This window comes from Shewanella sp. LC6 (assembly GCF_006385735.2).
Taxonomy (GTDB): Bacteria; Pseudomonadota; Gammaproteobacteria; order Enterobacterales; family Shewanellaceae; genus Shewanella; species Shewanella xiamenensis.
Map to the genome: position 1 here is coordinate 1,628,584 of NZ_CP043902.1, position 13,772 is coordinate 1,642,355.

A 13,772-nucleotide genomic window follows, 5' to 3' on the forward strand; every position below is an offset into this window, starting at 1 on the left:
GTAAGAATTGATGCGTATGTCAAATTAACGTTTGGAGAAGAGAGAAAGGGATGCGCTCTTGTTCCAGTCGTAAGTTAGGTTGCCAATGGGCCTTGAGTCGTTGGTATAGCAGTTGCTCTGTCTCATTTAAGTTGGGGAGCTGTTCGGCTCTGTGGGCTGTGGCAGAAGGCTCGCTTCCCCACCAAGAGCGGCAGGCAAGTAGGGTTGCTTCATCCATTAGTAGAGAACGGGTACGCGGAAAATAGCTGCGTAGTTGCGATAACATGGCAAAGCCATGGCTGTCGATATCGCCCCAGTAGTGGATCTGGCAAGCGCCCAGCCAGGGCACCTCTTTGAGCAGTTGCACGCCATAACCCAGGCCGAAAATCACCAGTCCATTGCGTACCCCAGGAAATGCCAGGCCGTTGATCTTGTTCTCGGTAATAAAAACCCGATCCACCAGCAGGTCCAGCTTGGCGAAGTCGCGCACCGTCAAGGTGATGTCGCTGGCCCCGGCAAACTCGGCCGCCAGTTGCGGGTCAAGTAGACGAAAGCGGACCTGCGGCTCCTCGTAGCGCAGGCCAAAGCGCCGTTCGAAGCCGTGATCGCGCAAGCTGGTCACGGTCGGGTCAATCGCCTGCTCTGGTAGCAGCTGATCCAGCAGACTCTTCAGTATGCTTTTGTGTTGCTCGATAAATTTGGTATCGACGCCGGGTATGTCCAGTTGGCGCAGGTAGCAATCGGGGCGTGGGTGAGCACAGAAGTGGCGGCAGACGGCGATGAGCTCAGGCCAATGACCCGCCTGCTTTTCTAGTTGTGCCGGATTGTCCAGCAACCAGGCCTGCAGCGCCGGGAAGGCGGCGAGCAGCCGTGCGTGCTCATCGCAAAAGATCCGCCAAGCCTGTGCCTGCCCGACAAAGCGGGCCAAGGCGGCCATATCGGCAAACTCGACGGCAGCAGGCAGCCATTGGCGCCCCATGGTCGGGTAGTTGACCTCCTGCTGCTGCAACGTGATGCCGGGCAGATCGGTCAGTCCCTCCTGCAGGCGGGCGATCTGCTGGCGCAGGGCGGCAAAGTCGTGCAGCAGTGCTTTGTCGGTGGGGCGGGATAGTTTGATGGTGAGGGGGAACAGTGATTCCCCCTCAAGCCAGGCCCGATGCAGTCCATAACCTTGCCATTTCTTCAGTAGTTTCTGCTTGAGTGTCTTGAGTTCGATCATGGTCATGTCTCCACGGAACCATTCACGTCTGAAGCCTGCACCTCAACAATCGGGACCTCAGAAACCAGCGTGCTGTAGCTGCCGAGAGCCTGATGTTGAGCCAGCCGTTGCCGATACTCCTCGATGGTCATGTTCAGCAGCATGGATCGATTCTGCTTCAGATCGACAAAGTGCACATGGCGGACATAGTGCTCGATGACATCGAGTTTTTGCAGGGGGGTGACCAGCAGCAGTTGCAGCCCCAGCTTCTTGAACAGCTCCAGCCCGAAGCGGGTGCTGTCTTTGGAGCCACGAGCGAAAGCTTCATCGATCACCACCAGATTGAAGCGGCGCTCGGCACGGGTCTGGGTAGTCTCGCTGCCGACCAGCCTGTATTGCAGCAAGATAGCGGCGGCCAGAATGGAGTAGGCCAGTTTCTCCTTCTGTCCCCCCGATTTACCACCGGAGTCGGAGTAACACTCCTTCTCGCTGCCATCCTCCCGGTAGCGTTCGATAACGTTGAACAAATGCCAGAAGCGCACATCGACGACCTTCTGGGTCCATTTTGCATCTTGTCGCATCTGCTCGATCAGTGACTTTACTTGTTCGAACTTCTGCTCCGAGTAGAGGTTGTCATCCAGCGTGTGCTCGACACACTGTTTGAGACGCTGCTTGAACTCGCGGATCTCCACATCAGGGGAGGAGACGCTGTCAATCTCGATAAAAGTGCCGATCTGGTAGTCCAGTGCATACAGCGACTGGTTAATGAGCCGGATGCGGGCACTGATCTCCTCTTCATGTTTGTCGAGCTGGCTGCGAAACAGCGCCATGGCGCGGATGGTGTCGCGGTTAAGCATCTCCTTGAAACGCGCTTCGTGGCGTGGCAGATCCTCCTGCTGCAGTTGTTGGAGGAGCTGTTGATATTCCTTCAATGCCGCCAGACTCTTGTCCAGTTCACTGGCATCGTTGGGAAAGCGGTAGTGGAAGGTGCTCATGGCATCGATCATTTGCCCCTCCTTCTTGCGCCGTTTCTCCTCCAGATGTTGCACCCGCTCGTTGAGTTTACCGCGCAGCAAGCTGGTCTGGTTAGTCAGCATGTCGAAGCGCAACCCGGCGCTGGCACCATACTCCTGATAGAACTGGGTCAGGGTCGCAAAACAGCGCTCGCGCAAGATCGGCGGGACGCTAGCCAGCAAGGCCTCTTTTTCCGTCAGGGCAAGGGTATCGGTCTCAATCTCACTCTGTTGTTGCCCCACGCTGGTTAGCAGGTTATCGCGCTCGCTCCCGAGTGCCTTGAAAGCTTGCTTGGCCAAGGTTAATTGTTGCTGCAGCGTCTGAAGCAGGTCCGAACTCTGCTCCAGTATCTGTACTTCTTGCTGTAACTGTTCTATCTGCTCGCTAAAACGTGGCCAGTTAATCTGTTCAAACCCCAGATTGAAATCGGCCAGTCTTAACGCCTGATGACGCAGTTTGTCGAGCATGATGCGGCGCCGCTCCTGTTGTTGCAGCTGCTGCTGGCGTTGTTGGATTTGCTGCTGCAACTGGCTGTACTGTTGGGCCAGCAGTTGGATCTTCTCCTTGTTGCTCCAGCCCAGCACATAGCGGCTCTTATCCTGCAGGGCGTGCCTGTCGTCTTTCTCATGACGTGAGGGGCCGGATTTGATCTGGCCGTTGATGGATAACGCCTTGTCGCTGCGGCGAAAGGTGGCCAGATCCTCGCAGCAGAGATAGTCAAAGCGTTGCAGCTCTTTGTGCAACCAGTCGTATTGCTCACAGGCCGGTTTTATCTCCAGCTTGCCCAGCAGCGAGCCAGGCGTCGCCGGGCTTGGCAGATAATCGGCAGGCTGGCGTACCCGGTAATAGACCAGGCGACTGCCCAGATGGGTTTTTTCCACCCATTCGCTGATCGTGGGGTAGAGTCGCTCCGGCACCAGCAGGCTCAGGGCAAAATTGTGCAGCACCCGCTCCATGGCCCCTTGCCAGGCGAGCTCCTTACCCTTGACCTGCAGTAGCTCACCGACAAAGGGGAGCTGGCTCTCATCTAACCCCAGTTCGGCACAGAGTCGCTCGCGTATGGCCAACTGCTGAGCGGGAATGTTGCTCTGGCGTTTCTTCAGGGCGGCGAGTTCGTCGCCCAGTTGCTGCAGTTGGGCGCTCTGCTGCCACTCCTGCTGCTTGAGCGTATCTCGCTGCTGCTCCAGTTGGGCCAACTCGCCCATCAGTGTCTCGGCCCTTTCCTTGGCGGCGGCCTGGTTGCTGACAAAGCAGTCGAGTTCCAGAGTATCCGGCAGGGCCAGGGCTTGGGTCAGATCGCGATAGTCTTTGTAGTGATGGCGAGCCGTGTCGCGCGCCTGACTCAGGCGGTGCATCTCCCCCTGCAGCTGTTGCAGGCGGCTACCGCCATTTTCCAGGATCTGTTGATGCAAGGTGGCAACCTGTTGCTCCTGCTCACCGAGCCTACGATCCAGGCTCTCGCGCTGCAGTTGTAGCTTGTCCAGGTTCTGGCGGCTGCGCTGCAGTCGCTTCTGATAGAGGGAGATGGCATGTTGTGCCATGAAGCCATCGGTCAGCTCCCGACACTGCTGGATATGCTGTTTCTCCTGTTCGGCCTGCAGCACGTCCTCCCCCAGTCGGCTGACAGGCTCCAGCAACTCGACCTTCTGGCGGGCTGCGACCACCGCATCATGCAGCCGCTTGAGATCGTCATAGTTGCGCTCCAATTCCTGGATCAGCCCCTCGACATCGGGCTGGGTCAGCATGTTCTGGCGTACGAAGTCAGTGACCGAGCCCACGGACTTCATCGAGATGGTCTGATTGAAGAGATCCAGCGCCTTGCCATCGTTACCCAGTCCCAGCGCCTTGCAAAAGGCTTGCTGATAGGGGCCAAAGCTGTCGAACAGCTCGCAGCCACCCTGCTGTTTTAGTTGCTTTTTCAGTCCGGCTATCTTGTCACCAAAGCCGCTGAAGTGGTTGGCGATGGTAAGGGGCTGCTCGGCCACCAGAAACAGTCGCTTGACCCGCTTCTCTGCGGGTGGCAGCCAGCATACCTGGGCCAGGGTCACGCTCTGTTGCAGGGCGGCGGAGTGGAACTGGGCCAGCAGAACGCTGTAGTGATCCTTGCCGCGCAGGCCGACCGGACGCGCCTTGCCATAGTCATCCTGCTGGGAGGTATAGAAGCCATGGAAGTAGGACTCCAGCGAGCGTTCCTTCTCCTCGGCGCCTGCCGCCTTGTTGAAGGCCAGCTTGCGGGTGGGAACCAGCAGGGTGGTGAGACCGTCCACCAGTGTCGATTTGCCACTGCCGATGTTGCCGGTCAGCAGGCTGTTGTCGCCCTCTACGGCCAGATGCCAGATTTGCTGATCGAAGGTGCCCCAGTTGAACACCTCGAAACGCATCAGGCGAAAGCCCTGCAGGGCCTGGTTTGGCAGGCTGTGCTTGGCTGAGATTTGCGCGTTCAGCTCACTATTCACTCGGTGTTCTCCTCGTTGTACTCTTCAGCGTTCTCTGTCGTATTCCCGGCGACAGCCAGTTTTTGCGCTAGTAGCTGGTTGAATTCCACTATCTGTTCGGCGGTGACAAAGGCCTTGAGAATGCGCGGCACCTCGAAGTCATCCGGATGCTTGGGTAGCATTGAGAGGAAGCCCATCTCATCGCATTTTTTGATCAGCGCATCCAGCTCGCGGCGTTGCTTTACCTCATTACCCACCTCGGGGTAGTAGGGTAACAACCACTGGTGGATCTCCTGCCGGGTGACGATGAGGCGGGGCGCACTCTCTGCGCTGTCGTGCTCGGCCAGCCGCTTGCGCAGGCAGACCAATAGCAGTGTCTGGCCAAAGCTCAGGTTACGGCGGCTGATCAGGCGTGGTAACTCCTGACCGGACTCTTCTTCCGCGCTCTCGGGCTGCTTCAAGAAGGCGTACCCTTCGGCCTCGTCGATCAGCAAGGAGAGGCCAATCTGCTGGAAGTAGTCGCGGATGCTGTGTTGTTCGCGCAGTAATACCTGCCAGAGATCCCGTTGCCGATGCAGATAGAGAGGGCCCTTGAGCAGCCGGATGAGCACGGCAGACTTGTCCCGTTGGGCATCCGCCCCCAGTGCGCTTGTTTCATGGATGGTCGACATGGTTACAGCTCCCTGACAAAGGTGATGGCTGGAATGCGCAATATCCGCCAGAGTTCAGGCTCGGCCTGCCAGCGGATCTGTTGTTCCCGGGTGGTGTCGATGTGAGCAGGCAGCGTTTGCTCGCAGGCCAGCTTGATATAGGTGAGCACCTCATCCAAGCCATGGCGTATCGGGTAGTGTTCGATGACCTGGGCCAGGCTCACCTGACCTTGATAGTCACTCAGACAACGTTGGATGTGGCGTTGCAACTGCTGTTCGTCGATATGGCTCACCTCGAACAGGGTACGCAGATCCACTTCTGCCTGTGGCACGGCTTCGGCTACCGAGTTATTGAACTGTTCGCTCTGCGGCGGATGGTAGAGACCGCGACTCAGCAGTACAGAGAGCGTGGCCTGTTGCTCTGACACAGAGGCAAAATCCGGATAGCTGCGGCTATCAAGCCCTTCCAAGCGATGCGCCTGTGCCTCGAAGTCGCGGATCAGTTCCAAAATGCGTTTATTGTCCTGGGATTGCTCTTGGATGTAACGGCGCAACTGGTCGGTGATCTGCTGGCGGGTGATGTTCACCTTGGTTCCCGCATCCAGCAGGTAACTGTAGAGATGGCTGAGCAGGGTGTCCTGTTGCACCAGATTTCTCGCCTCTTCATGTTCTAGCAGTGACTGCAGGTTCTGGCGCATGGCACTGCGCATCTGTGGCGTCATCAGTAGCTCGAAGAAGGCGCTGAAGGACAGTCCTTCGTCCGAGCTGTCGATGACATCCTGATCGCCAAACACCTGATCCAGTACCAGTCCCTTATGCAGGCCACTCTGGGTGATGGTCTTGCGTGTCTCCTTGTCCAGACTGCGGAAGTTGGCTTCCACTTGGCGAAAATCCCCCAGCAGTTGGCGCGAGAGATCGCCCAGAAAAAACAGCCGTTCGCGGATCTGGGTCGCTGACATCCCCGTATCCTGTCCCTGCTCGACGGCACAGATGGCCTGCTCGATCTCGGCCTTGCGAGCGCTCAGGGTGGCGAGCTTGGATGCACTGTCTTCAGTGGTGCCGTGGACCAGCTCTCCGATCAGATCGAGCAACAGTTTGAGCCGTGACTCGGTGCCGACAAACCGGCGCCCCTGCATCTCCTCGATCCAGCGCAGGGCTTTTTCGATCTCGGGCAACAGGTCGCACTCGGGTTCATCGCTCTGCAGTGGCAGGTATTTGCGCAGATAGCCGCCCCGGCTGTTGATCCAGTCGTCGACATAGGCGCGGGCACTCTTGGGAAACAGCTCGGGACCATGGCTGTCGGCAATGTCCTGCAGATGATGTTCCAGTGCGTCGATCAGTTCCTGATAGGGGATGGCACGGCGGTTTTTAGCCAGAAAGGCCCGATGCAGAAAGCTGGCGAGCAGGGCAAAGTGAGGGGAGCGCAACAGACGCAGCGCCAAGCTTTGCTCCTTGAACTGCTCCAGAAACTCAAAGCTCAGATCCTGATTCATGGGGCAACTCCAGGCAGCAGGCGGCAGTTGGTCAGTGTGGCGACTACGTCATGGTTGGCCAGTCTGAGCGGATGGGAACGGGGATCGAGCCGGGCATCTGGTGAGCAGTCGACTCGCCACTGTTGCAACAAGTAACCCACCAGCGCCTCGCGCACTGTCAGCGTTAATTGTCCATCGGTCATGCCATAGTCCAAGGCTATGGCTTCTGGGTGGACAAGCGCGGGGTGGGGGACGAGTGTCAGCGTCATCTGTCGCTGCCAGGCGAGATCTGCCTCGCGCTGTTCTGTGTTTGGGGCTTGCGCCAATTCATGCACTTGCAGCAGGCGGGTGGTGACGAAGTCGCGAAACTCACCATGCCGCCGGTCGTAGGCGCGGACATGCCAACGGTGGCCGTTGTTAACCAAGACATGTGGGACCAGCTCACGCTCTGTCTCACCGGAACCTAAGGAGTGATAGCGCACGCTGATGGCCCGCCGCTGCGTGATGGCGCGCATCAGGGTGGCTATGGTGTTGCTGTCTGGATGGATGAGGCGGATGGCATCAACACAGTGTTCGCCGGGTGGCGAGATCTGTTTTACGCCTTCACCCATACCCTGGCTCAGGCGGCTGAGCAGGGTTTCCGGCTCATGGTTAAACAGCGGTACAAATTTTTGCGTTATGTGATAGCGCTTGGTTTGGTGTTTGAACTCTAGGTTTTCCGGAGCCAGTTCACGGTATAGCGCCAAATCCCGGGTACAGGAGGCAGATCCGACCGCAAACTGGCGTAGCAGATCGGTTTTGCTCACCTCGCCAAAGTAGTAGAGGCAGAAGTCTATAAACTCCAAGCGGTTACGTTGAGCATGAGGATAGAGATGAAAATCACCAAGTCTTGACATAGGACTTCTCATTTTGCTTTAGTGCGCTTTATAGTATATGGCTAATCAAAATGATGCAATCATTTTGATTAGATGGTGGCGGTTTTGCTCACCAACCCACGAATTGGAGAGCAACTGTTCCAGTTTGAGCCCTGTGAGGTTAGGAGGATTTTGGTTGGGGAGTACGATGTTCGTTATGAGATCCTTGATTCGATTATCTACATGCTGCGACTATGGTATACGCGAGAAAATCGTTGAACAAAACGCCCGCGCAATCCCGCTCCTTTAGGTGCGGGCCAAGCGGGAGGTGTATTGTAGTTGGTAACACTGCTTCAGTTTGAGGGGTAACTACCTTGAAAAACACCGATCTTGCTGTAGTGCAGCAAATTTGGGGCCACTGGCAACTGATGGTTGCTATCTGTGGTCACCTTGAACTTACGACCTGCTTTGGCTTTTAACCCTTGTCTTTTCACGCTGTTCAATATTGTTTTCAGGTCTGCATGGTCGCCATTTTCAGCCAACGCAACCTGAATACGGCGCGCACCGTCACGTTGCTTACCTTGCGTAAAAGCCTTATTGATTTTCTCGTCCAGCGCGGCCCGCCGTAGGGCTTTCTCGCCAGGTTCTTCACCGGTACGACGCCACTGATAATACCCACTTCGCGATACACCAAACACAGCGGCCATGCGCAGCAGGCGGAACCTGTGTTGGTGCTCCAGCAAAAATTCAAATGCAGCTACTTTTGATTTTTCGCGAAGTAGGTTGCGGCCTTTTTTAAGATGGCTAAATCCTCAGCCTGATCAGCCAGTTGGCGACGTAACTTAGCTACTTCGGCCGCTAGTTCAGCTTCACGCTGGCTGGTAGTGGATTTTTTCTCTGATGCATTACGCCAGTTGTAAATCTGGGTTTCGTATAGCTTCAACTGCCGTGCTGCTTCGGCCACGCCAACACGCTCGGCCAGTTTCAGGGCTTCGGTTTTAAATTCTGCGGTATAAGTCTTACGGTTCTTTTTAGTTGTCATAGGCACCTCGTTATGTGATTTTACTCACTTAGCGCGGTGTACAGAACTACTGGATCAGATCACACAAAAGTGTGATTTGGTTGCCTTTGAAATTCAGGGATTCACATCATCGCTTTGGCCAACGCGCAATCTAAACCTAAAAGTGGGATATAAATCCTATAATATTCAGTAAAGTGGGAATATAGTCCTGCCTTTCACATGTTAGAGTTGCTTTGATTTCAAAGTTGGACTATATTCCCATTAATGGCTGAATAGTGGGAATATAGTCCCTTTGGTTGGTGATGTGGCTAAGCGTGATTTACACAATGTACTGTTTCCAAAGCAACGCAAAATCCTGACTCATTTTGGTGAGGACTTGTTGTTGGCGATGAAACGACGTGGTTTTACAAAAAAGCTGCTGTGTGAACGTACTGGTTTTGATCATAAAACCGTGAACAAAGTCTTCGCAGGTGATCCGGGCGTTGCCATAGGCACTTACTTAAAAGTAATGGCCGTACTTGGCATGGAAAGCAACTTTGCGGAAATGGCCGCTCATGATGAAGTGGGTATCAAGCTGCAAAACATAAAATTGCTGGAAGGTTCAAGATGAGCCGTGAAATCGTCGAAGTCTATGCCGACTGGCAGCCAATCGAAGCGCCACTGCTAATAGGGCGGCTTACTTATAGCGATTCAAGCCGAGGTGGCGTGTTTAGTTTTGCCTACGATAAAGCATTTTTAACCTCAGCCTGTCGCTTGCAAATTGATCCAATCTTGACGCTTCACTCCGGTGAACTCTACAACGATGAAGCCGATAAAAACTTTCGCGCATTTCTTGATTCATCGCCTGATAGATGGGGACGTATTTTAATGCAACGGCGTGCGGCGATTGATGCGCGCAAAGGCATTCGAGCAACAAGTCGATTAAACGAATTGGATTACCTGTTGGGCGTGCACGACTCTTACCGGATGGGTGGTATTCGATTTAAGCGAGCAGGCTCGAATGCTTTTTTGGACGACAATTCTGAATTTGCTGCGCCGCCAATGGCTTCTTTGCGAGAGCTAGAGCACGCAGCCATGCAGATTGAAAAAGACGATGACATCGACAGTGACGAGTATTATCGCTGGTTGAAAATGCTGATTTCTCCAGGCTCATCATTAGGTGGTGCAAGGCCCAAGGCTTGTGTCACAGATGAACAAGGCCACTTGTGGATTGCAAAGTTTCCCAATCTAAATGATACCCATGACGTGGGCGCATGGGAGATGGTCTGTTATGAATTGGCTTTGGCGGCAGGTGTTGACATGTTTCCAAGTGAGATCAAGCAGTTTTCGTCACAGCACCATACCTTTTTAACAAAACGGTTTGACCGCGATGGCGAAAAGCGACTGCATTTTTCATCGGCCATGACACAGCTTCAATACTATGATGGTGAACAATTTCAAGGTGCCAGCTACTTAGAGATTGCTGAATTTATTTCCAATTATGGTGCGCAAACCGAAGCTGATTTAGCACAGTTATGGCGACGTATCGTGTTTAATATTGCGGTGTCCAACACGGATGATCACCTGCGTAACCATGGGTTTTTATTAACAAAGAATGGTTGGAAGTTATCACCCGCTTATGATTTAAACCCGATAGTGGGTAAGCATGGCCTGCATCTGAATATTACCGATACAGACAACGCTCTAGACTACCAATTAGCCTTTGACGTAAAAGACTTCTTCCGACTTTCGCAAACCCAAGCCACGCAAATTTACGATGAAGTATTAATGGCGGTTAAGCAATGGCAAACCGTTGCTAAGCGGCTAGGGGTCAGCCGAGCCGAGCAAACCATGAAACAATCAGCGTTTAACGTTTAATGGTGAGCTTACGGCAGCGTAGCTCAACTTATTTCAATTAATAATCAACAGATCCTTTTTACGTATCAAAGCGCCTCTGCCAACTGATTTGAACCACTGACTTTTTTGTATCGATCTTGTAATTGTAAACTATACCCTTTTTCTAGTAGCCATGAAGAGTTCAGTACAACACCTTTAAGTGCTATAAAAAGTAGTTGGTTTATTTTGCTTTGATTTTCTAAACTCGTAGGATAAAAGTAACTTAAAGCTGTGGAACAAGGAGGCGCAAAGGATATGCGCCCTGTCATTGAGAAAGAACTTCTTCATTACGACATCTTGTATGCACTGGATGAAGCTTGGGTACTCGATAACTTGGTTTTTCAGGGCGGAACTTCACTGCGTTTGTGCCGAGAATCAAATCGATATAGTGAATATCTTGATTTGCAGGAGGTAGGGACTTCAATAGTAAGATGTTAATTGCAATGAAGCAGGTCATTGAAAAGTATATCGGTAATCGGTATGGGCTTGAGTTGTAGCTCGTAGCATGTTCAGTGACATATGATGCAAATTAGCGACATTTTATGCCGCATTCTCCCGGTAAATTTGGCAGGCATCCTCGCCAAATATTACATCTAACTGTTGACGGCGAAACTATTCATGGTGACCCAGAACGTATTCACGAATGTCCGTCCAAACACGAGCCCCTGCAATGACGGCACTGAGTGCACCAAACTGAGCATCAAATAATGCTTTCATTTAGTTGTTGCATAGGCCCATTGCACGATTTAATGAATACAGGGGGAGTATATAGCATATAAGGCGCAGCAAAAAGGACGGCCTTCGGCTGGGAGACGCTTTGGCGTTGCGACGCAACTGCTAGAACGCCACTACGTGGCTCTAGGGTTTAGACTCTAGTAGCGATGCGCTTAAGCATTCTACGAATGCTGTTTTACTGCTGCAGTTTATAGATACACTCAGCGCCATCTTTGATGGCTTGTTATATATCCTATCCATACTTATAATTTATGCGCACAAACAACGCGCATGGGTTATTGTTATGAGAAACAAATATAGCAATCAAGTACACAAAAAAGCTACAAATTTAAGCTTAAACAGTGAGTTATTAGCGGAAGCTAAACGCCTGAACATAAATCTTTCAGCGACAATGGAAAAGGCTCTTGAGAAAGAAGTAAAGCATCGCCTAAAAGCCGAATGGTTAGAACAAAATGCCCAAGCGATTAACGCTTGCAATGAATTGGTTGAAAAACAAGGCTTATTTTCTGATTCTTACCGAGTATTCTAATTTGACATCCTCCCCGCGCTAAAGCACGGGGATTCCTACAGCTAGACGGCGATGCCCCGCCGCGAGAATATTGGTTGCCGCGTTTATATCGCGGTCGTGCTCTGCTCCGCACTCAGAGCACACCCATTCTCTTATTCCAAGACCAGTTCTACCTTTCGGACTGCTGACGGGGATCGCCCCACAGCTCGAACAGGTCTGGGTGGAGTAGGATTCATTGACTATTTCGAACACAACTGACCGCGCTATCGCTTTATATTCCAATTGTGTTTTGAGCATTGACCAGCCTGCGTCTAAAACCGATTTTGCCATTTTAGTTTTCGCTAACTTGGAGCTGCTCACATCGCCAACAAATATTGCGGCATTTTCATTGACCAGCCGCGTACTAAATTTATGCAAAGCATCTTTGCGACGATTCTTGATCTTCGCATGAATGGCCTTGACTCGCTTTTTCTTATTTGCTCTTTGGGCAACGCCTAAATCCGCCTCTAGATCGCGGTAGAAGTTCCCCCGTTCTAATTTAGCCCCATCACTGCAAGTTGCCGTATCTTTTAACCCTAGATCGATACCGATGGCTGTCTTTCCAGAGGTGGGCGCTGAGGCGCCTACATGAACACACACATTAAAGTACCAGCGTCCTCTTGAGTCTTCAGAGAAAGATCCTGAAGTAAACTCGTATTGTGAAAGCCCGTAGGTATCCCAAACCTTAAAGTGCTGTTTTGCGAATAAGACTTGCCCACTCTTCCACTTAGCAGAACCTTTTTTAAACGGCACAAAGCCAAGAGAGTGTTTAGAGCCTGAGCTTATTCGCCAACGTAACTTCGCTCGTTTGAATTGTTTTCTTGCTTGGGCGTGTTTGGCGCAGACCTCTTGAGCTGTGTGGGATGGAATAATAAATCCAGATTCGTTCCTAAAACTTAGAATCGGTTTTTGCACATCGTAAGCCGACATCCAGACAGGTCTAACCGCGCCAGCATCGCTATAGTTGCGACTCGCTTTCATGGTTAGTTCGTTGGCCAGGTTAAAGCATTGATTTACTTCATACGCCATCTGTCTTAACAGCTTCGCATGTTTATCTTTTACCCTAACACTTAAAGTTTTGGTCTGAATGCTCATAATGCACTAATATAGGTTCTTTAAGCTTGATTGTAAAGGTTGGCCTATGGAATTACGAAGAGGAAGGCACTGCGTATTTATGATGCATGTGCATCTTATTTTTATTGCTAAATATCGTGGCAAGTTATTTACGGATGCGCATCTAAAAACGATGCGAGACATCATGGAAAAAGTCTGTGCGGATTTTGAGGCTGAGATCGTAGAGTTTAACGGGGAGCAAGACCACGTTCACCTGTTAGTGAACTACCCACCGAAAGTGGCTATATCGAAGCTGGTTAATAGTCTAAAGGGGGTTTCTAGCAGGAAGTTGAAACAGTACTATCCAAATCTTCATAAGCCAGCCTACATGAAAAATGCACTTTGGTCGCCCAGCTACTTTGCAGGATCTGTTGGGGGCGCTCCAATAGACGTATTAAGGCAATATATTGAGCAACAAGATAGGCCGCATTAAGTTGCTTCGCAACTTGCGCTATCCTTCCCCGCGCTAAAAGCACGGGGCTTGTCGCGCATTTTGGTCACAGTTTGCCTTATACCAAAACCACGATAAGAGCACTGCAATTGCATATCCTTACTTTGTTGATGTTCAAAGTGAATTGCTTAATATCTTGAATACTCGGTTAGTTATTCCGCTAACACCTGTCGAACTATTGGAGAAAAAAGCCCCTAGGCATTTATGCCCTGTGATCCATATCGATGAGGGTGACTTCGTGATGTTAACTCACCAAATGGCAAGTGTACCAACGAAGATTTTACGTGAGCCTGTCAATGAGTTGAGTAGTTTCAGGGATGAGATCGTAGCGGCTATCGATTTTTTGATTACTGGCATATAACAGAAGCTGGAGCGTTGCTCGAGATGTATGGACTCCTTTGGCTAATCTTTGAATCGATTAAGACCGT

At 51.9% G+C, this 13,772-nt stretch carries 10 protein-coding genes and 3 pseudogenes; 6 read left to right on the forward strand and 7 right to left on the reverse strand.

Translation table 11 applies throughout. The features are described 5' to 3' along the window. Positions 1-19 precede the first annotated feature (19 nt). Genes FJD32_RS07390 through FJD32_RS07410 form a run of 5 tightly spaced genes read right to left on the reverse strand, consistent with a single transcriptional unit; the run spans position 20 to position 7,644 of the window. Positions 20-1,198, reverse strand: a complete 1,179-nt coding sequence (locus FJD32_RS07390; protein ID WP_069453191.1) for a Wadjet anti-phage system protein JetD domain-containing protein — start codon at positions 1,196-1,198, stop codon at positions 20-22. 2 nt (positions 1,199-1,200) lie between these two features. Beyond that, entirely contained in the window at positions 1,201-4,647 is a 3,447-nt protein-coding gene (locus FJD32_RS07395; RefSeq protein WP_205403035.1) for an ATP-binding protein, read from the reverse strand. Next, a complete protein-coding gene (locus tag FJD32_RS07400; protein ID WP_088585322.1) occupies positions 4,644-5,297 on the reverse strand; it encodes a DUF4194 domain-containing protein in 654 nt (217 codons plus the stop codon). Before FJD32_RS07400 ends, FJD32_RS07395 begins: the two co-directional genes overlap by 4 nt. Positions 5,298-5,299: 2 nt before the next feature. Next, positions 5,300-6,769, reverse strand: a complete 1,470-nt coding sequence (locus FJD32_RS07405) for a DUF3375 domain-containing protein (RefSeq protein WP_088585323.1) — start codon at positions 6,767-6,769, stop codon at positions 5,300-5,302. Beyond that, a complete protein-coding gene (locus FJD32_RS07410; protein ID WP_088585324.1) occupies positions 6,766-7,644 on the reverse strand; it encodes a WYL domain-containing protein in 879 nt (292 codons plus the stop codon). Before FJD32_RS07410 ends, FJD32_RS07405 begins: the two co-directional genes overlap by 4 nt. 81 nt (positions 7,645-7,725) lie before the next feature. Between FJD32_RS07410 and FJD32_RS25305 the strand changes: the two are divergent. Further along, positions 7,726-7,881 (forward strand): annotated as a pseudogene (locus FJD32_RS25305) (type II toxin-antitoxin system RelE/ParE family toxin); the annotation flags it as partial. Positions 7,882-8,003: 122 nt separating this feature from the next. Here the strand turns inward: FJD32_RS25305 and FJD32_RS07415 are convergent. Further along, positions 8,004-8,644, reverse strand: a pseudogene (locus tag FJD32_RS07415) (transposase); the annotation flags it as partial. A gap of 283 nt (positions 8,645-8,927) precedes the next feature. Here FJD32_RS07415 and FJD32_RS07420 point away from each other — a divergent pair. The 3 genes from FJD32_RS07420 (at position 8,928) to FJD32_RS07440 (ending at position 11,762) form a co-directional block, all read left to right on the forward strand. Beyond that, a complete protein-coding gene (locus tag FJD32_RS07420) occupies positions 8,928-9,233 on the forward strand; it encodes a helix-turn-helix domain-containing protein (protein ID WP_004249763.1) in 306 nt (101 codons plus the stop codon). Further along, the gene (locus FJD32_RS07425) at positions 9,230-10,480 is read left to right on the forward strand and encodes a type II toxin-antitoxin system HipA family toxin (protein WP_069453185.1); all 1,251 of its coding nucleotides are present in this window, start codon (positions 9,230-9,232) and stop codon (positions 10,478-10,480) included. Before FJD32_RS07420 ends, FJD32_RS07425 begins: the two co-directional genes overlap by 4 nt. A gap of 1,036 nt (positions 10,481-11,516) precedes the next feature. Next, positions 11,517-11,762 (forward strand): type II toxin-antitoxin system CcdA family antitoxin, encoded by a 246-nt coding sequence (locus tag FJD32_RS07440; protein ID WP_014610893.1) that lies wholly within the window; start codon positions 11,517-11,519, stop codon positions 11,760-11,762. 18 nt (positions 11,763-11,780) lie between these two features. On the opposite strand, the gene FJD32_RS07445 is transcribed toward FJD32_RS07440, so the two are convergent. Further along, a complete protein-coding gene (locus tag FJD32_RS07445) occupies positions 11,781-12,875 on the reverse strand; it encodes an RNA-guided endonuclease TnpB family protein (RefSeq protein ID WP_083243992.1) in 1,095 nt (364 codons plus the stop codon). Positions 12,876-12,921: 46 nt separating this feature from the next. On the opposite strand from FJD32_RS07445, the gene tnpA reads away from it, so the two are divergent. Beyond that, on the forward strand, positions 12,922-13,326 hold the full coding sequence (tnpA, locus tag FJD32_RS07450; RefSeq protein ID WP_069453179.1) for an IS200/IS605 family transposase: 405 nt from the start codon (positions 12,922-12,924) through the stop codon (positions 13,324-13,326). Between the two features lie 79 nt (positions 13,327-13,405). Beyond that, positions 13,406-13,705 (forward strand): annotated as a pseudogene (locus FJD32_RS07455) (CcdB family protein); the annotation flags it as partial. Positions 13,706-13,772: the final 67 nt, after the last annotated feature.